A 19,830-nucleotide genomic window follows, 5' to 3' on the forward strand; every position below is an offset into this window, starting at 1 on the left:
TCCCTCCCCTTTTCTGCTCCTGCTATGCTTAAACGTATTGTTTAAACAGCAGGAGCGGAACCATGCAATACACGACATTAGGAAAAACAGACCTCAAGGTGTCCCGGCTTTGCCTGGGCTGCATGACGTTTGGCGAGCCTGACCGGGGAAATCACGCCTGGACGCTGCCGGAAGAGAGCAGCCGCCCTATCATTAAGCGCGCCATTGACGGCGGCATCAACTTCTTCGATACCGCCAACAGCTACTCCGACGGCAGCAGCGAAGAGATTGTGGGCCGCGCCCTGCGAGATTTTGCCCGTCGGGATGAGATTGTGGTCGCCACCAAGGTGTATTACCCCTCAGGCGATCTGGCGGAAGGCCTTTCTCGCACGCAAATCCTGCGATCCATTGATGACAGCCTCAGACGCCTGAACATGGATTACGTCGACCTGCTGCAAATTCACCGCTGGGATTACAACACGCCGATCGAAGAGACGCTTGAAGCGTTGAACGACGTCGTGAAAGCCGGTAAAGCGCGCTACATCGGCGCATCGTCCATGCATGCCTCACAGTTTGCTCAGGCGCTCGATCTCCAGGCGCAGCATGGCTGGGCGCGTTTTGTCACTATGCAGGATCACTACAACCTGATCTACCGGGAAGAAGAACGCGAGATGCTGCCGCTCTGCTACCAGGAAGGCGTGGCGGTGATCCCGTGGAGCCCGCTGGCGCGCGGAAGGTTAACCCGTCCGTGGGGTGAAACTACCGCCCGGCTGGTATCGGATGAAGTAGGTAAAAATCTGTATGACGATACAGAAGCCAGCGATGCGTTGATTGCCGAACGATTAGCCGGGATCGCCGACGATATCGGTGCAACGCGCGCACAGGTTGCGCTGGCGTGGCTGCTGAGCAAGCGCGGTGTCGCCGCGCCGATTGTGGGCACATCGCGGGAAGAACAGCTGGACGAGTTGTTGAGTGCGGTGGACTTATCGTTGACGCCGGAGCAGATTGCCGAGCTGGAGACGCCGTATCAGCAACATCCGGTGGTAGGGTTTAAATAAACAATTCAGGGAACAAAATCCGTAGGCCGGGTAAGCGCAGCGCCACCCGGCAATACAGAGCGCACAAAATTACGCGAAGTGATCGTACCCTTTCCAGTCAAGCGTAACCGGGGCGCCGTCGCGGACAAACAGCAGCCCTTCACTTTCCGGCATCACCTGCCCGATGCAGGTAAATTTCGCCCCCAGATGCGCTAACGCCACATCCAGCGTCCCGCGATTCAGCTCGGGAACGGTAAAGCACAGCTCATAATCTTCCCCACCGGATAGTGCCCAGCGCAGCGCCTGTTCAGGATCGGCATGGCGACGCAACGGCTCTGACAGTGGGAACAGATCCAGATCGATCCGTGCGCCCACGCCACTGGCCTTCAGGATATGGCCGAGATCGGAGATCAGCCCGTCAGAGAGATCGATAGCAGAACTGGCCCGCTCGCGCAGCGCCTGACCGTGCAAAATACGCGGCGTGGGCCGCAGGTGGCGCTTCACCAGGTACGCCGCATCGTCAGCATCTTCAACTGCTAAACGGTTCTGAAGGATCGCCAGCCCGGCCGCGCTATCCCCCGGCGTACCGGTCACGTAGATCCAGTCGCCCGGTTTTGCGCCCGAACGCTTCAGCGCGCGCCCCGCTGGCACATAGCCGTGGATTGCCAGGGTCATCGACAGCGGCCCGGCGGTGGTATCACCGCCAATCAGCTGCATATCGTAATAATTCAGCTGTTCAAACAGGGCATCGCTGAAGGCTTCAAGCCAGGCTTCATCCACCTCCGGCAGGGTCAGCGCCAGCGTCAGCCAGGCCGGGTCGGCGCCCATTGCCGCCAGATCGCTAACGTTTACCGCCAGCGCCTTATACGCCAGGTCGGCAGGATCGATATCGGGCAGGAAGTGACGCCCACATACTAAGGTGTCGGTGCTGATTGCCAGCGTCTGTTTTTCGGGAATATTGAGAAGTGCGCAGTCATCGCCAATGCCGGTTTCAACATCAAGACGAGAGGTTCTGACACGGTCGAAATAACGGGCAATCAGGGAGAATTCGCCGCATGCCATACGTTATGCCTCAGCAAATAAAAGAAAAAACCGGAGCCGCACTGCCAAAAAGGCAATGCAAGACTCCGGTTTGCGGATCACTTTTTGTGGGGACGGATCGCAGGTGCGGCTTTATCCAGCACGCCGTTTACAAACTTGTGGCTGTCTTCAGCGCCGAAGGTTTTTGCCAGTTCGATCGCTTCGTTGATGGCCACTTTGTACGGCACATCATCACGTTTAGACAGCTCAAACAGCGCGATACGCAACACTGCTTTTTCGACCTGGCCCAGCTCTTCGAGCAGACGGGACAGGTATGGCTTCATCAGACCATCGAGATACGCGCTATTAGTCGCCACTCCCGACAGCAGTTCACGGAAGTACAGAACGTCAACGTCTTTCACGTCCTGTTCTGACAGGAACTGGTATTCAACATCAGCGATGTCGTTCTGGGACAACTGCCAGGAGTAAAGTGCCTGGACGGCACATTCACGGGCGCGGCGACGAGCAGCAGGTTTCACGGAATTCCCCTTACAAAAAAATCAGGCCTTGATGGCTTTCAATACATTGATCATTTCAAGCGCGGTCAGTGCAGCTTCTGCACCTTTGTTACCGGCTTTGGTGCCAGCACGTTCGATGGCTTGTTCAATACTTTCGGTAGTCAGTACGCCGAACGCGACAGGAATTTCAGCATCCTGTGCAACGTGCGCCAGACCATTGCTTGCACCGCCCGCAACGTATTCGAAGTGCGCAGTGCCGCCACGAATAACAGTACCCAGTGCAATCACCGCGTCGTATTTACCGGTTTTCGCCAGCGCGCCCGCTGCCAGTGGCAGTTCGTAAGCACCTGGTACCCAAACGACGGTAATGTTGTCATCTTTAACCTGGCCGATACGTTTCAGGGCGTCAACCGCACCTTCCAGCAGGCTGTCGTTGATGAAGTTGTTGAAACGCGCAATGGTGATGGCGACGCGAGCGTCCGGGGTAGCTACAGCAGCTTCAATAATGTTCATACTCTTCCTTTACGGGTTCATTTGGCCCCGCAGGGGGGCGGATTTTATCATAATACTTTGCGCACTGCTTCCCTATTTCAGGAGCAATTACGCTGTCGTTAAATGGAGGCAGACATCCGGGCCTACCGGACGAATCTCGCTGAATGAGAGTTGCGGCGCATCGGCCAGTTTTTCAAGGCCGGGCAGCACAAACAGGCCGCGCGCGTCGTTACCTAACAGTTTAGGCGCAACGTAGACCAGAAGCTCATCCACCAGCCCTGCCTGGAGCAGCGCGCCGGCGAGCGTCGGACCGGCTTCAACCCAGATGCTGTTGACCTGCTGTTTACCCAGCAGCATCATCAGCACCACCAGATCGAGATGCCCGTTGTGCTCCGGTACCATAATGCTGCGCACGCCTTGCGGCCATTCGCGCGTATCTTCTTTGGTGCGGGCAATCCAGGTTTCCCCCGGCTGCTGCACGATACGGTGTTCCGGCGTCACGCGGTTCTGGCTATCAATAATAATGCGCAGCGGCTGACGCAGGTTCTCCTGCGGATAGAGCGCCTGGGTATCGGCATTCAGCTCATCCCAGCGCACGGTCAGGACCGGATCGTCAGCCAGCACCGTTTCACTGCTGGTGAGAATAGCATGGCTTTGTGCGCGCAGACGTTGCACATCGCGCCTTGCCTGTGGCGAGGTGATCCACTGGCTCTCGCCGTTCGCCATCGCCGTGCGGCCATCCAGTGACGCGCCAAGCTTAAGCTGGATAAACGGGAAGCCGGTGCGCATACGCTTCAGGAAGCCTTTGTTGATGGCTTCGGCATCCTGCATCATCAGGCCGTGACTGACGTCGATCCCTTCCTGTTGCAGACGATACAGCCCGCGGCCCGCCACCTGCGGGTTAGGATCCTGCATGGCGGCGACAACGCGCGAGACTCCCGCCGCAATCAGTGCTTCGCAGCACGGAGGCGTGCGCCCGTGATGACTGCATGGCTCCAGCGTCACGTAAGCCGTCGCGCCACGCGCCCTCTCCCCCGCCATGCGCAGGGCATGCACTTCAGCGTGCGGCTCGCCTGCGCGGTAGTGAAAACCTTCCCCCACGATCTCGCCATCTTTAACAATGACGCACCCGACATTAGGGTTAGGGTGAGTGGTAAACCGACCGCGCTGTGCCAGCTTCATGGCTCTCGCCATGTACATCTCGTCCTGCATAGGCTTAATCCTGTAAGCGGGCGATCTCTTCGCCAAACTCTTTAATGTCTTCGAAGCTGCGGTAAACGGAGGCGAAGCGAATATAGGCGACTTTATCGAGCTTTTTCAGCTGTTCCATCACCAGGTTACCGATCATTTTGCTCGGCACTTCGCGCTCACCTAGCCCCCGCAGATAAGATTTAATATGATTTAACGCCATTTCGACGTCATCGGAGCTGACGGGCCGTTTTTCCAGCGCCTTGAGCATCCCGCTACGCAGTTTTTCTTCATTGAACGGTTCGCGCACATCGTTACTTTTTACCACGCGCGGCATTACCAGCTCTGCCACCTCGAAGGTGGTAAAACGCTCGTTACACACCAGACACTGCCGACGACGACGCACGGAAGACCCTTCGCCTACAAGACGTGAGTCGATGACTTTGGTATCCACAGCGGAGCAAAATGGGCAATGCATACGATGTCCCTGTTATCTGGTTAACTGATTTCTATTTTACCCTGAACTGGCCCGACAACAAAGGAAGAGCTTTTTGAGACAAAGGATCTATGCCTGACGCCACTATCCTGTCTACCATTGCAGCAATGTGTGATTTCAAGGAATTAAACGCAATGACAAGACGTTACCTGAAAATAGTGCTGGTTGGGAGCCTGTTCACGCTCAGCGCCTGCGCACAGCAAAGTGAAGTTCGCGAGATGAAACAAAGCGTGAATACGCTCAATGTGGCGATGGACAAACTTAATAAAGAAACCGTGAAGATCACCCAGCAGAACGCGCTGAATGCCAAATCCAGCAATGGCGTTTATTTATTGCCGGGCGCAAACACGCCCGCGCGTCTGAACAGCCAGATTGGCACGCTAAGGATGTCTCTGGTGAATGTTGCAGCGAATGCCGATGGTACGCGCGCAACATTACGCATTCAGGGTGAATCCAACGATCCGCTTCCCGCCTTCAGCGGCACCGTAGAGTGGGGCCAGATTCAGGGCACCACGGAGAGCTATCAGGAGGTGAATGTGAAGAATCAGCTCTTCACCGCCCCCGCCAGCACGCTGGCACCGAGCGATGTTGATATCCCGCTCCAGCTGAGCGGACTGACGCCAGAACAGTTGGGTTTTATCCGCATTCACGACATTCAACCTGCCGCGCAATAACCCGCCCTTCTAGCGGAGTGAAATGTCACTCCGCTAACATTTACATTTCGTATGGATTGGCAACATAAATGATTGCCGCTACAATCCCGGCCGTTTAAAGTACGCAAACGTGAACGCAATCGATTACGTATGTGAGAGATATGTGAAACAACACATATTTTTGTGAGCAAGGATTCCTATAATAGGCTCCGCAGAAACACGAAATATTTAGAAACGCAATTCGCGCATTTTTCACTCCCGGAAGGGAATTTCAATCAGTGGCATGATTATGAAAAAAACATTACTCGCAGCTGGCGCCGTGCTGGCACTGTCCTCCTCTTTCACTGTTAACGCAGCGGAAAACGACAAACCACAATATCTCTCCGACTGGTGGCACCAGAGCGTTAACGTGGTAGGCAGCTACCACACCCGTTTCGGGCCGCAGATCCGCAACGATACTTACCTCGAGTACGAAGCATTCGCTAAAAAAGACTGGTTTGATTTCTACGGCTACGTCGATCTGCCGGTATTCTTCGGCGGTAACTCCGATGCGAAAGGTATCTGGAACAATGGCTCCCCGCTGTTCATGGAAATCGAACCTCGTTTCTCTATCGACAAACTGACCGGCACCAGCCTAGCGTTTGGTCCGTTCAAAGAGTGGTACTTCGCGAACAACTACATCTATGACATGGGTCGCAACGATTCTCAGGAACAGAGCACCTGGTATATGGGTCTGGGTACTGACATCGAAACCGGCCTGCCAATGAGCCTGTCACTGAACGTGTATGCGAAATACCAGTGGCAGAACTATGGCGCATCAAATGAGAACGAGTGGGATGGCTACCGTTTCAAAGTGAAATACTTTGTGCCAATCACTCAGCTGTGGGGCGGTAACCTGAGCTATATCGGCTTCACCAACTTTGACTGGGGTTCAGACCTGGGCGACGATAACTTCTATGACAACAACGGGAAGCATGCTCGTACCAGTAACTCCATCGCCTCCAGCCACATTCTGGCGCTGAACTACGATCACTGGCACTACTCTGTTGTTGCGCGTTACTGGCACAACGGTGGCCAGTGGAACGACGACGCCAGCCTGAACTTCGGCAACGGCGACTTCAGCGTTCGCTCTACCGGTTGGGGTGGTTACCTGGTCGTGGGTTACAACTTCTAACCTGTGCGGACTTCGCCCGGTGGCGCTGCGCTTGCCGGGCCTACGATCCGAATGTAGGCCGGGTAAGGCGTAGACGCCACCCGGCTTTTTACTGCTTCACCTTCCGCAAAAAATCTGCCAGAGCTCTGTCCGCACTTTCGCTAAAGCGTCTCTCCGTCTGCACAATATTGAGGCACCTGTCGAGCCGGAAGCAGCGATATGCATACTGTCAGGAATAGACAAAAAAAATCCCGGCCAGCAGGCCGGGATTTCGATACCGCATAAGACTCTTACGGCAGAATGGACGGCTGATCCGCCCCTTCTTTCTCGACTTTCTGCTGGATCAGATGCTCGCGCTTCATGCCCAGCTTCAGCGCCAGCGCGGACGCGACGTAGATAGACGAGGCCGTACCGATAGACACACCGATCAGCATGGTCAGCGAGAAGCCTTCCAGCACCGGGCCACCGAACAGGAACAGCATCAGGATCACCATCAGGGTGGTGCCGGAGGTGATCAACGTACGGTGCAGCGTCTGGGTCAACGACACGTTAAAGATTTCGTACGGCGTGCCGCGACGGATCTTACGGAAGTTTTCACGAATACGGTCAGATACCACGATACTGTCGTTCAGTGAGTAACCGATAACGGACATCAGGGATGCCACAATCGTCAGGTCAATCTCAATGTGGAAGAGAGACAGTATGCCCATGGTGATCACCACGTCGTGCGCCAGAGCGATAACCACGCCTGCCGCCAGTCGCCACTCAAAGCGGAAACCGACGTAAATCAGAATCGAGATCAGCGCCACCAGTAGCGCCATCGCACCGGTCTGTGCCAGGTCAGCACCAACGCTCGGGCCGACAAACTCAATACGCTTAACCGTTGCATCCTGGCTGGTCGTTTCGTTAATAACCTGAACGACCTTGCTGCCCAGCTCCTGGCTGCCGTTGGCATCGTGTACCGGCGGCATACGCACCATGATGTCGCGGCTGCTGCCGAAGTTCTGTAGCAGCGGCTCTTCAAAGCCCGCTTTTTGCAGAGACTCACGCATCTGGTCCATATCGACCGGTTTTTCCAGGGTAATTTCGATCACCGTACCACCGGTGAAATCCAGACCCCAGTTAAAGCCTTTCACGCCCATAATGACGATGGACAAGATCAGCAGAAAACCTGAAATGCCGAAGGCCCAGTAGTCCCAGCGCATAAAGTCCCAGACTTTACGGCCGTGGTTCAATTGTTCAACAGTATATTCCTGTGCCACAACGCACTCCTCAGATAGACAGCTTTTTGACGCGCTTGCCGCCGTACAGCAGGTTCACGATGGCACGGGTGCCGACAATAGCGGTAAACATCGACGTTGCGACACCGATACCGGTAGTAATCGCAAAGCCTTTGATCGCGCCAGTACCCACTGCATACAGGATAAGAACCTTAATCAGTGTTGTTACGTTCGCATCGAAGATGGAGCTGAACGCCCCTTTGTAGCCTTCTTCAATCGCCTGCTGTACAGAACGACCGTTGCTCAGCTCTTCTTTGATACGTTCGTTTATCAGTACGTTGGCGTCGACCGCCACCGCAAGGGTTAGAACGATACCCGCGATACCCGGCATGGTTAGCGTCGCCCCCGGCAGCAGGGACATGATACCGATGATCAGCACCAGGTTGGCAATCAGCGCGGAGGTCGCAATCAGGCCGAACTTCTTATAGAAGAAGATCATGAAGATGATGGACACCGCCAGACCGGCCAGACACGCTTCCAGACCCTGCTTGATGTTCTGCATACCCAAGGTTGGACCGATGGTACGCTCTTCAACAATCTGAATTGGCGCAATCAGCGCACCGGCACGCAGCAGCAGAGAGAGCTGACGCGCTTCGTTCGGGTTGCTGATACCGGTAATACGGAAGCTGTTACCCAGACGAGACTGGATGTTGGCGATGTTAATCACCTCTTCCTCTTTCACCAGCACGGCACGGCCATTGGCATCTTTCTTACCGCTGTCTTTGTACTCCACGAACAGGGTCGCCATCGGCTTGCCGATGTTGTCCTTGGTGAAGTTAGACATGATGTTGCCACCTGCGCTGTCCAGCGAGATGTTAACCTGCGGCTGGTTGTACTCATCCTGGCTTGAAGTGGAGTCGGTGATATGGTCACCGGTCAGGATCACGCGTTTGTACAGCACAACCGGCTGGCCTTCGCGGGTCTGTTTCACTTCGGAATCGCCCGGCACACGGCCTGAAGCCGCAGCAGCCTGGTCAACGTTGGCGTTAACCAGACGGAACTCCAGAGTCGCCGTCGCGCCCAGAATCTCTTTCGCACGGGCGGTATCCTGGATACCTGGCAGTTCGACCACGATACGGTCAGCACCCTGACGCTGTACAAGTGGTTCAGCCACGCCCAGCTGGTTTACACGGTTACGCAGAATGTTAATGTTCTGCTGAACGGCGTACTCACGTGCTTCACTCAGACGCGCGTCGGTCATTACCGCACGCAGCTGATTGCTGCCCTGAGAGGTGATCACCAGATCGCGGTGACGTTGAGACAGATAGGTCACAGCCTGATCGCGTGCCGCGCTGTCGCGGAACGTGATGCTCATGCCGTAGTTATCTTCTTTACGTACGGTGGTGTACGGAATGCCTTTATCGCGCAGATCGCTGCGCAGGCTGTCGATATTCTGTTCCTGTAGCTTGCCGAGCGCGGTATCCATATCCACTTCCATCAGGAAGTGAACGCCGCCACGCAGGTCAAGACCCAGTTTCATTGGCTCTGCGTTCAGCGCAGCCAGCCAGCGTGGGGTTGCAGGAGCAAGGTTAAGCGCCACGACATATTTATCACCCAGCACGCCCATCAGCGCTTCACGTGCGCGGAGCTGCGTGTCGGTGGTGTCGAAGCGAGCAAGAATTGCGCCCTCTTCCAGTGCCACAGACTTAGCGGTAATTTTTTCTTCTTGTAACGTTTTCTGGACCTGGATCAGCGTTTGCTCACTGGCGGCGACACCGCGCGCGCCAGTGATTTGAACGGCCGGATCCTCACCATACAGGTTGGGAAGCGCGTACAGCAGGCCGACGATAATCACGACGACCAGCATGATGTACTTCCACAAAGGATAACGGTTTAACACGGCAGTTCCCTTTGGGAAAAGTTGGGATTACAGCGCCTTCATGGTGCCTTTCGGCAGAACGGCAGCTACGAAGTCACGTTTGATAACCACTTCAGTGGTGTCGTTCAGGGCGATAGCAATGTAGCCGTTTTCCGCTACTTTGGTTACGCGACCCACCAGGCCACCATTGGTCAGGACTTCATCGCCCTTCGCGATGGAGTTCATCAGGTTTTTGTGCTCTTTAGTACGCTTCTGCTGTGGACGCAGGATCATGAAGTAGAAGATCAGACCGAACACAACCAGCATCAGAATCAGAGACATCGGGCTGCCCTGCGCTGGTGCACCCGTTGCTGCTACCGCATCAGAAATAAAAAAGCTCATTCAAATTCCCTCATTATTAAAATTAATCAACGTTCAACGGTGGAACATCCCGCCCCTGACGTTGGTAGAAATCGGTCACGAAGCTCTCTAATTTACCCTCTTCGATAGCCTTACGTAAACCAGCCATTAAGCGCTGATAATAACGAAGATTATGAATGGTATTGAGACGCGCCCCCAAAATCTCGTTGCAACGATCGAGATGATGCAGATACGCGCGAGAATAATTGCGACAGGTATAGCAATCGCACTCGGAATCGAGCGGGCTGGTGTCACTCTTATGCTTCGCGTTACGGATTTTCACCACGCCATCGGTAACGAACAGATGACCGTTACGTGCGTTTCGGGTTGGCATAACGCAGTCGAACATATCAATGCCGCGACGTACGCCTTCCACCAGATCTTCTGGTTTACCCACACCCATCAGGTATCGTGGTTTATCCGCCGGGATTTGCGGGCAGACATGCTCCAGAATACGGTGCATATCTTCCTTCGGCTCACCCACAGCCAAACCGCCGACAGCGTAGCCATCAAAGCCTATCTCTACCAGACCTTTAACCGAGATATCGCGTAAATCTTCGTAAACGCTGCCCTGGATAATGCCGAACAGCGCATTTTTGTTTTGCAGGGAGTCAAAACGGTCGCGGCTACGCTTCGCCCAACGCAGGGACATCTCCATGGAACGTTTGGCATAGTCCCAGTCCGCCGGGTATGGCGTACATTCGTCGAAGATCATCACGATATCGGAACCGAGATCGTACTGAATCTCCATAGACTTTTCCGGATCGAGGAAGATTGGATCGCCGTTGATCGGGTTACGGAAGTGTACGCCCTGCTCGGTGATCTTACGGATATCGCCCAGGCTGAAGACCTGGAAACCGCCGGAGTCGGTGAGGATGGGGCCTTTCCACTGCATGAAGTCGTGCAGATCGCCGTGGAGCTTCATGATCTCCTGGCCTGGACGCAGCCACAGGTGGAAGGTGTTGCCGAGAATAATCTGTGCGCCAGTGGCTTCAACTTCTTCCGGCGTCATTCCTTTTACGGTGCCGTACGTGCCCACAGGCATAAACGCGGGGGTTTCTACCACGCCGCGATCAAACACCAGGCGACCGCGACGCGCGCGGCCATCGGTGGTATCGAGTTCAAATTTCATTTTTTCTCCGACGTCAGAAAAACAGTCCAACGTTGTAACACGGTGCCGCAGACTTATTCCCCGACACGCTCATTCAAAGCCTGCGGATTGTACGTGATAAACATCGCGTCACCGTAGCTAAAAAAGCGATATTTTTGTTCTACCGCAGACTTGTAGGCGTTCATCGTATGCTGATACCCCGCAAACGCGGAGACCAGCATAATCAGCGTCGATTCAGGCAGATGGAAGTTGGTCACCAGCGCATCAATGACTTTGTACTGATAGCCCGGGTAGATAAAGATCTGCGTATCGCCAAAGAAGGGCTCAATCAGCTCTTTTTTCGCGGCCTGCGCAGCGCTCTCAAGGGAACGTACCGACGTTGTACCGACGGCCACGACGCGGCTACCGCGCGCTTTCGCCGCCAGCACCGCATCAACCACCTCCTGCGGCACTTCGGCATACTCAGAGTGCATGATGTGGTCTTCGATGCTGTCCACGCGCACCGGCTGGAACGTCCCCGCGCCGACGTGCAGCGTCACGAAGGCCATCTCAATACCCTTGGCGCGCAACTTTTCCAGCAGCGGTTCATCAAAGTGCAGGCCCGCCGTTGGCGCCGCCACTGCGCCAGGCTTCTGGCTGTAGACGGTCTGATACAGCTCGCGGTCGGCTTCTTCATCCGGGCGTTCAATGTACGGCGGCAGCGGCATGTGGCCGATGGCGTTGAGGATATCCAGCACCGTGCGCTCGTCGTTAAACTCCACCTCGAACAGCGCGTCGTGACGCGCGGTCATTGTCGCTTTGATGCTCTCGTCATCACCCAGCAGCAGTTCAGCGCCCGGCTTCGGCGCTTTGGATGCGCGAATATGTGCCAGAATACGTTTATCATCGAGCATACGTTCGACCAGCACCTCAATCTTGCCGCCGCTGGCTTTACGGCCAAACAGACGCGCAGGGATCACGCGGGTATTGTTAAAGACCAGCAGATCGCCAGGGTTGAGCTTGTCGAGCAGATCGGTGAAAGTACCGTGCGTCAGCGCGCCCGTTGGCCCGTCCAGTGACAGCAAGCGACAGCTGCTACGCTCAGGCATGGGGTAGTGAGCAATCAGGGATTCAGGTAGTTCAAAGGAGAAATCGGCGACGCGCATGACGTATACTCGTGACTTAAAAACAGGCGGCATAGTCTAGTGCTCCCACCCATTTGCTGCAACAACTAGCCGCCACCGGACAAATAAAACGCATGAATTTTCTCGCTCACCTGCATCTCGCTCACCTCGCGGACAGCTCCCTCTCCGGCAATTTGCTGGCCGATTTCGTACGCGGCAACCCCGCGGAAGATTATTCCCCCGAGGTTATCGACGGGATTTTTATGCACCGCCGCATCGACGTGCTGACCGATAACCTGCCGGAAGTGACGGAAGCCAAAGCCTGGTTCCGCCCCGAAACGCGACGCGTGGCGCCGATCACGCTCGACGTCATGTGGGATCATTTCCTGTCGCGCCACTGGTCCCAGCTGTCGCCTGATATGTCGCTGCCTGAGTTTGTGCGCTACGCCCACGCGCAGGTGTCGATCATTTTGCCGGACTCCCCACCGCGCTTTGTGAATCTGAATAACTATCTGTGGTCTGAACGCTGGCTGGAGCGTTACCGCGAGATGGATTTCATTCAGAACGTGCTCAACGGCATGGCCAGCCGTCGACCGCGTCTGGACGCGCTGCGCGACTCCTGGCACGACCTGGACAAACATTATGACGCGCTGGAAACGCGCTTCTGGCAGTTCTACCCGCGCATGATGGCGCAGGCGAAAAATAAAGAACTGTGATGCCGGTTCGATTGATAGGTAAAAGCTGGTGGAACGATTGTTACCACCTCTTTGTCTTATTCCCGCGCTGCCTCTATACTGGCCCGCGTTGCGTTCCAAATAACCTTAGTATCTACAGGAGAATCATATGGTTCTGGTAACTCGTCCGGCTCCGGATTTTACAGCTGCCGCCGTTCTGGGCAACGGTGAAATCGTTGAAAACTTCAACTTCAAACAGCACACCAACGGTAAAGCGACCGTTCTGTTCTTCTGGCCAATGGACTTCACTTTCGTTTGCCCGTCTGAGCTGATCGCGTTCGACAAACGTTACGAAGAATTCCAGAAGCGTGGCGTGGAAGTGGTTGGCGTCTCCTTCGACTCTGAATTTGTACACAACGCATGGCGTAACACCCCTGTCGAAAACGGCGGCATCGGTGCGGTGAAATACGCGATGGTTGCGGACATCAAACGCGAAATCCAGCAGGCTTACGGTATCGAACATCCGGACGCTGGCGTTGCGCTGCGTGGTTCTTTCCTGATCGACGCGAACGGCATCGTTCGTCACCAGGTTGTGAACGATCTGCCGCTGGGTCGTAACATCGACGAAATGCTGCGCATGGTTGACGCGCTCCAGTTCCACGAAGAGCACGGTGAAGTGTGCCCGGCTCAGTGGGAAAAAGGTAAAGAAGGTATGGCGGCTTCCCCAGACGGCGTAGCTAAATACCTGTCTGAGAACGTATCCAGCCTGTAATCGGCACGGTTTACGAAAAACCCGCGACTACGCGGGTTTTTTTATGGCTTATGCTGCGCCGTCTTTTTTTACCTCGCGCCAGATGCGCCATGCCATACCCGCAAGCACCATCACCCCGACGATCAGTACGCCCCAGACCATCAGCGTTTTCATTCTGCTTTCCTGCTCAGCCGCAGACGTCGCGGTTAAACGCGCCTCGCCGCCCAGCGGGACAGGTTCCAGCGTATCCGCCATCGGCAGGGCTGCCAGAGCGTAGGTTTTACGCAGTTCGGTCGGGATCAGCATATCCGTCTCCACGCTTGCCGGTTTCGCAGCCCCGTTCCCCCACGCAAGCAGATACGGCCCCTTTCCCTGCGCGTTGAACACCAGATCATAGCGCACGCGTTGCCCGATCACGCCCGGCAGGTTCTCTGGCAAACGCGCATTGTAGGTCTTGATTTTTACCGCCTCGACCAGCCCGCCCGGGAGCGGAACAGGTTCAGACGTTTTGCCGCCGAGCTGGTAGATCACCTCTTTTTTCAGCGTATGCCACCGATCCTTGTCCGCCCCCCGCCAGGCTATTTCTGCCGGGAGAACGCCGTCGCCATTCAGCATGAAGGCTATCGCACTCAGAGGCTGCGGATGCGTCCAGCGCCACACGGCTTCGCTATCGGATAGCCGCTCCCCCTCTCCCGCCAGGCTAATGTGCTCTGATTCCGGCTGCGCAGGAGCGTTAATCGCGTTGACGCCGGTTAACGTCAGGGCTGAACGCCCCGTGTTCAGCACCAGCAGCAGATAGCGATTCGCCTCAGGAGATAACACCAGATCGGTATCGATGCGGTCGAGCTTCAGGCGATCCTGTCCACTCATCACGTCCAGCAGGGGCATCTCTTCGCGCAGGGTATACCAGTTTTTTAGATCCTCGCTGTAATAGACCGATGCCGTCCCCTGCCACGAGCCCTGCGGCGTGTCCCAGAAAAGCTGGAGCTGAGAGAGCGGAACCTCCGTCGCGTTTTCCGGCAGGGTCAGCAGATAATGCTGTCCGGCAGCCGCCGCGTGTTGCCCTTCCAGCACAATCTCCACGCCGTTTCTGGCACGTAACATAATTTTATCGCCACTGCCCTCTTCCCCGCCCGGCGAGGCGTTAAGCGCAAAGAGGCGCAGCGCCGTGGTGGTCGGTGCTGGCTGCGGACGCGTCGTGGTAACCAGGCTGAACGGTACCGGCTCGCCCGACTGATTAAACACGCGCACGTCGCGCAGATCGGGCGATGTGCTCTGCTGATAAACCGCCAGCGGCAGCATGACCCGATACCACGGCGAAGAGGCAGAGGTATCAAGGGACAGGCCATAGGCATAATCCCGCGGGGATTCCACCGGCGCGCCCTCGCTGAATGCCGGACCGGCCACGGCCAGCAGTGCCGCACAAACAACCGCATTCATCCATTTCATTTTTCTTCTCCTGCTTTAGGCGGTAGCGGCGAGAAATAGCCCACAATCAGGACCAGGATCGCCACGCCAATAAACGCGACAGCACGCGCCAGGCCGCCACCGCCCGCGCTGTCCACCAGCATCAGTTTGAGCATGACCACCCCCAGCAGCACCGCACCGGCAAGCCACTGCTGACGGGAGGCCTGACGGGTGGCGCGGATCATGACCACCAGCGCGCAGAACATCCAGAACAGGGCAAAGGTGGTCTGGATAAGCCGCGAATGCCACAGCGACTCCATATTCCAGGCCACCTCGCCGTACCACGCCAGCGCGCGCAGCAGCGCGCCGTTGAGCCACCAGAAGCCAAGCGCCATCAGCACAACGGCGGGCCACGGTCGGGACTGAGCAAGCGATGCCGGATAGTGGCGATCCACTGCCCGATAAAACACCACCAGCCCCAGCAGCGCGAACGCCGCCCCTTCCTCAAGCGGGTTCACCAGCGGCAGCCAGGTCTGTCGATAGACTACCCCGTCCTGGAAATTAGTCACGACCAGCAATACCACCAGCGCCACAACCACAGGGATCACGGCAAGGCAGGCGTAGAGCGCAGGCCATACCCGGAACGGCCACCCGCGACGCCGTACGGCCGCGGAGAGCGCCATAATCACCCCACCGCCGACAGCCATCGCAATGCCGCTTCCCCAGGCCGCCATGCCCCATGGCAGGGAGCGGGCAAACCAGTAAAGCTCGGCGGCCATGGCAAGTAAAATCATCCACAACAGCGACAGATGCAGCCCCATTGCGATGCGCGGAAGAAGTTTATCTTCGTCGCGCCGCAGCATCATCAGGGCGGCAGGCAGCGCAATAGACCAGGCCAGATTTGCCCAGCCGGCTGCCAGGATCTGCTGTTGCCAGACCTGATAAAGCACCATCAGCAGCATCACCGGCCACAGCAGCCATTTGCTGGCATCCAGCTCCCGCCATGCCAGACGAGCGGCAGCCTGCCGCCATCCCCAGGCCGACACCGCCGTCAGCGCCAGCACGCCCGCAAGAACCGATAATTCTGTCTTGAGGATCAGTTGCGACGCACCAAGTTGCGCCACTAACCAGAACAGCAGCCCACCGACCAGCAGCGCCCAACTGCCCGGCAGAGAGAGTTTTCGCCACAGCCAGGCTGCAGCCAGCCAGCAAAGACTGAGCACTGCGAAAATAAGCAGCAGGCTCAGGGAGGTGACGCCGTCCATCTGCGCCCATATCGCGCTGCCGAGCGCCAGCACCAGCAGCGCCGTCCCGCTATAGCTCATGCGCCGCTGCTGCTGTTGCACGCCCAGCCAGAGAATACCCAGCCCTTCCAGCGCCCAGGCCATCGCCGTCCAGCGCGCTGAAAGCGCCAGCGGAATGGCAAGCGTGGCAAACCCGCCGCCGATCGCCAGCGCCGCCATAATCAGTGGCCGCCCGACAGACGGATAGCGTCGCAGTGCGAGAAACGCCAGTGAGAGATAAAACGCACCATAGCCCAGCGCGCTGAGCGCCGGGCCGTACGTCCAGTGAGACGTCATGCCGTACTGCATCCCAAAACCAATCAGCGGCGGAGCAAACAGCAGTACGCCGTCAATAATCTGTTTACCTTTTTCCTGCGCCCGCAGCGACAGCGCTACGCTAAACACGCCAAAAATAAGCGTATTGGCAATCAGGAACAGCTGACAGATAACATAGTTTTCAGGCTGGTAGTCGCTCAGCCCCCACACTCCGCCAACGCCAAACGTGAAGAGCAGCCCGAGCAGGTTGAGCTCGCGCCAGTGCTGCCAGATGCTGATGACGAGAATGCCGATGGAGAGCAGAAGATAGAAGGAGAACAGCGCCACAAAGCTACCGCCCCCGGTAGACAGGAGCAGCGGCGCAAGATATCCGCCGAGGCTCGCCAGCATGGCAATGCTCAGCGCCTTTTGCAGCACGGCCAGCCCGACGCTCGCCGCGCAAATCACCACCAGCAGCGCAAACGCCAGCGTCATCGGCAGCATCTGCCACAGCCGGAATGCGCCAAAGACGGTCAGGTAAAGCACGCCGGTCGCCCCGCCCTGGAGGATCAGCGCGTAGATCCGCTGCCTGTGCCGCAGCCGCCATCCAACGGCCAGCAGAACCATGGCAAACAGCGCCGTGGCGGCAAGACGCAGCTCAAGCGGAAACAGTGAATGTTCAACGGTATAGCGCAGCAGGAAAGAGAGGCCGAGGAAGAGCAGTACAATCCCCAGTTTTGCCAGCGGATTGCCCTGCATAAACCAGCGCGTCAGCGAGGACAGGATGCCGCCAAAGGCGGAAGGCCGTTTTGCCGCCGGGACAGGCGCAGGTTCTGCTTCAGTGACGGGCGGTTCGGGACGCCAGGGATCGACAGGTGCGTTAACGGCCTCTGGCACCGGCGCTGGTGTCTCCACTGGCGCGGCGGTCTGCACCGGCTCCGGCGCTTTCTCAGCTACACCGTGCTGCTCAAGCGCCTCAATGCGCTGGCGAAGCCGGGCGATCTCCTGCCGCGCCGCCGTGCTTCGATTAAAGCCTATCACCGCAAGCACGGGGGCCACGACCAGCGCAAAAACCAGGAACAAACAGCCAAGGATGTAAAGCTCGTCCATGTTTCCACCTTCACCGTAAAAGATCCGTTAAGATTGACACAAATAGTTGCATTTGCGCCATCTAAAAGGTGAAAACCATGCTGCCTGCGCTTAGCTGCCGAACCAGACCGTAGCGGAGATCGCCGGCAGCATGAGCACGTTCTCCTGTAACGTCGCTTTCCCCTCTTTGCTCTTCCACGTTTTACCGGCCAGCAGCGGTGAATCTTCCAGCACCACTTCACACGCCTCGCCCCGGTTGATCGCCACCAGCACGCGCTGCTGGTTGTAGACGCGGACAAACACCACCACATTATCTTGGGCGTACATCACCTGACAGCCCCCGTAGCGCAGGGCCTGGCTCTGCTTGCGTAGTGTCGCCATACGCTGGTACAGGCTGAACAGATCCTGATCCTGCTTTTCAGGCTCCCATGGGAAGGTTTTGCGGCAGAACGGATCGTTGTTACCGTCCAGCCCCACTTCATCTCCGTAATAGATGCACGGCACGCCCGGCCAGGTGAAAAGCCAGGTCACCGCCAGCGGCAGACGCGCCACATCTTTACCCAGCAGCGATTTAAAGCGCGCGGTATCGTGGCTGTCGAGCTGGTTAAACATCCGAAGCTGCTGCTGATGAGACAGGCCAGCGCGATAGTTCTCCATCCACGCCATGCAGGTTTCGGCGTCAATATGCTGCGGATCGTAAGAGATATCGGTGTTAGCGAGGAAGCCCCACAGCGGGAAGGTGAAGCCGCGATAATTCATCGACGCGTCTTCTGCATCTGCCTGCAACCACTGACGCGCGTCGCCAAAGTGCTCCCCGAAGACGAATGCTTCCGACCGGGCCGCTTTTGCCGACCGGGTAATGGCGGCGACATGCTGAAGGTTATTCCGCGCCCCGCCTGCTTCACCCAGCATATGCACCACGTCCAGCCGCCAGCCGTCCATATTCCACGGCGCTTTCAGCCAGTGGCGCACGATGCTGTCTTCGCCGCCGTAGATTTCATTCACAAGCGTTGACGACTGGAAATCGAGCTTCGGCAGACTCGGGTAGCCCAGCCAGTCCAGGGCGCGGCCATTCTCGTCAAAACTGTACCAGTCACGCTGGGGGGAGTCCGGATTATGGCATGCGCCGCCCATCGACTGATTGTGACGGTCGAACCACGCATGAGAATCACCGCTGTGATTGAACACGCCATCAAGGATCAGGCGCATACCCTCTTTTTGCGTGTTGTGGCGCAGCCGCAGCAGCGCCTCGTCACCGCCAAACTGCTCGTCAACGTGGCGGTAGTCCTGCGTATCGTATTTGTGAACGCTTGGCGCTTTAAACACCGGGTTCAGGTACAGCGCCGTCACGCCGAGCTTTTTCAGGTATGGCAGTTTTTCGCTGATACCGTCGAGATCGCCGCCGTAAAAGGTCGATCCCCCCGCCTGGGCGGTCAGCGGCTCGTCCCATTTTTTCAGAATGATGTCGTGACCGACCGCATGATGGTAATAAACCTTGTCCTGATCGGCGGTGCGCTTTTCACTGCGCGCAAAGCGGTCCGGGAAAATCTGGTAAAAGACCTGATCGTTAACCCACTGCGGGCCGTTATCCGGGTGATCCACGGCAAACTGCTCCAGCCTGGCCGGAGGGAAACGGCTGAAGCCCTGCGGGGTAAACCACAGCTGGCGGTTGTTCCACAGCAGCTTGAAGCCGTAGCGGCGACGCGGCTGTCCGCTGCGCAAATCGATATTCGCCCGCCACGCCGTAATACCCGGCTGAGGCTGGCTGCGCACCTTGTGCATTTTCAGCGATGTCTCTTCGTTATCCACTTCGGCGCGCAGGGTCACACGTTCAGGCTGATTTTCCCCTGCCAGCCAGAGCGTAATCACAAGGTTGTCTTTGTTTTGCTTAACAAATGGGGCAACCGGAAGGTGCCAGGCGTTTAACATCACGAATCCCCTTTGATGAAATTGACGTCACCTTGCCACAGGGTTGTTAAGGATAGCTCACCATGATGGGATTTATTGGGGGAGGAGGACGGGGGAGGAGGCATCAGTGCGGCCTGATGCCCTCACCTAACCCTCTCCCACGGGGCTGAGGGATCCCCAGTAATTTTTTTATGCAGAAGCAATAAAGTTGCTTT

At 56.9% G+C, this 19,830-nt stretch carries 18 protein-coding genes and 1 pseudogene; 5 read left to right on the forward strand and 14 right to left on the reverse strand.

Annotation, left to right across the window (positions count from 1 at the left end; genetic code table 11):
- Positions 1–62: 62 nt before the first annotated feature.
- On the forward strand, positions 63–1,037 hold the full coding sequence (locus IPZ49_RS17775; RefSeq protein ID WP_023305572.1) for an aldo/keto reductase: 975 nt from the start codon (positions 63–65) through the stop codon (positions 1,035–1,037).
- A 69-nt stretch (positions 1,038–1,106) separates the two neighbouring features.
- Here IPZ49_RS17775 and thiL read toward each other — a convergent pair whose 3' ends face one another.
- From thiL to nrdR, 5 genes are all read right to left on the reverse strand, one after another.
- The gene (gene thiL, locus IPZ49_RS17780; protein ID WP_022647226.1) at positions 1,107–2,078 is read right to left on the reverse strand and encodes a thiamine-phosphate kinase; all 972 of its coding nucleotides are present in this window, start codon (positions 2,076–2,078) and stop codon (positions 1,107–1,109) included.
- Between the two features lie 77 nt (positions 2,079–2,155).
- Positions 2,156–2,575, reverse strand: coding sequence for a transcription antitermination factor NusB (gene nusB / locus IPZ49_RS17785; protein WP_006809908.1), 420 nt, complete (start codon positions 2,573–2,575; stop codon positions 2,156–2,158).
- Positions 2,576–2,596: 21 nt separating this feature from the next.
- The gene (gene ribE, locus IPZ49_RS17790) at positions 2,597–3,067 is read right to left on the reverse strand and encodes a 6,7-dimethyl-8-ribityllumazine synthase (RefSeq protein WP_003859098.1); all 471 of its coding nucleotides are present in this window, start codon (positions 3,065–3,067) and stop codon (positions 2,597–2,599) included.
- Positions 3,068–3,154: 87 nt separating this feature from the next.
- Positions 3,155–4,258: a bifunctional diaminohydroxyphosphoribosylaminopyrimidine deaminase/5-amino-6-(5-phosphoribosylamino)uracil reductase RibD gene (gene ribD / locus IPZ49_RS17795; protein ID WP_022647225.1), complete on the reverse strand. Its 1,104-nt coding sequence runs from the start codon at positions 4,256–4,258 to the stop codon at positions 3,155–3,157.
- 4 nt (positions 4,259–4,262) lie between these two features.
- Entirely contained in the window at positions 4,263–4,712 is a 450-nt protein-coding gene (gene nrdR / locus IPZ49_RS17800) for a transcriptional regulator NrdR (protein ID WP_003859099.1), read from the reverse strand.
- Positions 4,713–4,864: 152 nt separating this feature from the next.
- On the opposite strand from nrdR, the gene IPZ49_RS17805 reads away from it, so the two are divergent.
- Positions 4,865–5,404 carry a DUF3251 domain-containing protein gene (locus tag IPZ49_RS17805; RefSeq protein WP_022647224.1) on the forward strand — a complete coding sequence of 180 codons (540 nt, stop codon included), beginning with the start codon at positions 4,865–4,867 and terminating at the stop codon, positions 5,402–5,404.
- Positions 5,405–5,672: 268 nt separating this feature from the next.
- Positions 5,673–6,557 carry a nucleoside-specific channel-forming protein Tsx gene (locus tag IPZ49_RS17810; RefSeq protein WP_032621817.1) on the forward strand — a complete coding sequence of 295 codons (885 nt, stop codon included), beginning with the start codon at positions 5,673–5,675 and terminating at the stop codon, positions 6,555–6,557.
- 88 nt (positions 6,558–6,645) lie between these two features.
- Here IPZ49_RS17810 and IPZ49_RS17815 read toward each other — a convergent pair.
- The 6 genes and pseudogenes from IPZ49_RS17815 to queA all read right to left on the reverse strand — a co-directional run.
- Positions 6,646–6,756 (reverse strand): annotated as a pseudogene (locus tag IPZ49_RS17815) (DNA-binding transcriptional regulator); the annotation flags it as partial.
- A 70-nt stretch (positions 6,757–6,826) separates the two neighbouring features.
- Positions 6,827–7,798: a protein translocase subunit SecF gene (gene secF, locus IPZ49_RS17820; protein ID WP_003859105.1), complete on the reverse strand. Its 972-nt coding sequence runs from the start codon at positions 7,796–7,798 to the stop codon at positions 6,827–6,829.
- A 10-nt stretch (positions 7,799–7,808) separates the two neighbouring features.
- Positions 7,809–9,656: a protein translocase subunit SecD gene (secD, locus tag IPZ49_RS17825; protein ID WP_032621613.1), complete on the reverse strand. Its 1,848-nt coding sequence runs from the start codon at positions 9,654–9,656 to the stop codon at positions 7,809–7,811.
- Between the two features lie 27 nt (positions 9,657–9,683).
- A complete protein-coding gene (gene yajC, locus IPZ49_RS17830) occupies positions 9,684–10,016 on the reverse strand; it encodes a preprotein translocase subunit YajC (protein WP_003859109.1) in 333 nt (110 codons plus the stop codon).
- 22 nt (positions 10,017–10,038) lie between these two features.
- A complete protein-coding gene (gene tgt, locus IPZ49_RS17835) occupies positions 10,039–11,166 on the reverse strand; it encodes a tRNA guanosine(34) transglycosylase Tgt (RefSeq protein ID WP_003859110.1) in 1,128 nt (375 codons plus the stop codon).
- Between the two features lie 53 nt (positions 11,167–11,219).
- Positions 11,220–12,290 (reverse strand): tRNA preQ1(34) S-adenosylmethionine ribosyltransferase-isomerase QueA, encoded by a 1,071-nt coding sequence (gene queA / locus IPZ49_RS17840; RefSeq protein WP_022647221.1) that lies wholly within the window; start codon positions 12,288–12,290, stop codon positions 11,220–11,222.
- Between the two features lie 92 nt (positions 12,291–12,382).
- Between queA and acpH the strand changes: the two genes are divergently transcribed.
- Both acpH and IPZ49_RS17850 read left to right on the forward strand, forming a co-directional pair.
- The gene (acpH, locus tag IPZ49_RS17845; protein WP_022647220.1) at positions 12,383–12,964 is read left to right on the forward strand and encodes an ACP phosphodiesterase; all 582 of its coding nucleotides are present in this window, start codon (positions 12,383–12,385) and stop codon (positions 12,962–12,964) included.
- A gap of 127 nt (positions 12,965–13,091) precedes the next feature.
- Positions 13,092–13,694 (forward strand): peroxiredoxin C, encoded by a 603-nt coding sequence (locus tag IPZ49_RS17850; RefSeq protein ID WP_003859113.1) that lies wholly within the window; start codon positions 13,092–13,094, stop codon positions 13,692–13,694.
- Between the two features lie 48 nt (positions 13,695–13,742).
- Here the strand turns inward: IPZ49_RS17850 and IPZ49_RS17855 are convergent, their stop codons facing one another.
- The 3 genes from IPZ49_RS17855 to malZ form a co-directional block, all read right to left on the reverse strand.
- Positions 13,743–15,122, reverse strand: a complete 1,380-nt coding sequence (locus IPZ49_RS17855) for a DUF3999 domain-containing protein (RefSeq protein WP_063146601.1) — start codon at positions 15,120–15,122, stop codon at positions 13,743–13,745.
- A complete protein-coding gene (locus tag IPZ49_RS17860) occupies positions 15,119–17,728 on the reverse strand; it encodes a DUF2339 domain-containing protein (RefSeq protein WP_063146602.1) in 2,610 nt (869 codons plus the stop codon). Before IPZ49_RS17860 ends, IPZ49_RS17855 begins: the two co-directional genes overlap by 4 nt.
- 90 nt (positions 17,729–17,818) lie before the next feature.
- Entirely contained in the window at positions 17,819–19,636 is a 1,818-nt protein-coding gene (gene malZ / locus IPZ49_RS17865; RefSeq protein WP_063146603.1) for a maltodextrin glucosidase, read from the reverse strand.
- Positions 19,637–19,830: the final 194 nt, after the last annotated feature.

Origin of the sequence: Enterobacter cloacae complex sp. S2 (assembly GCF_015159675.1) — a bacterium.
In the GTDB taxonomy this organism is placed as follows: Bacteria; Pseudomonadota; Gammaproteobacteria; order Enterobacterales; family Enterobacteriaceae; genus Enterobacter; species Enterobacter intestinihominis.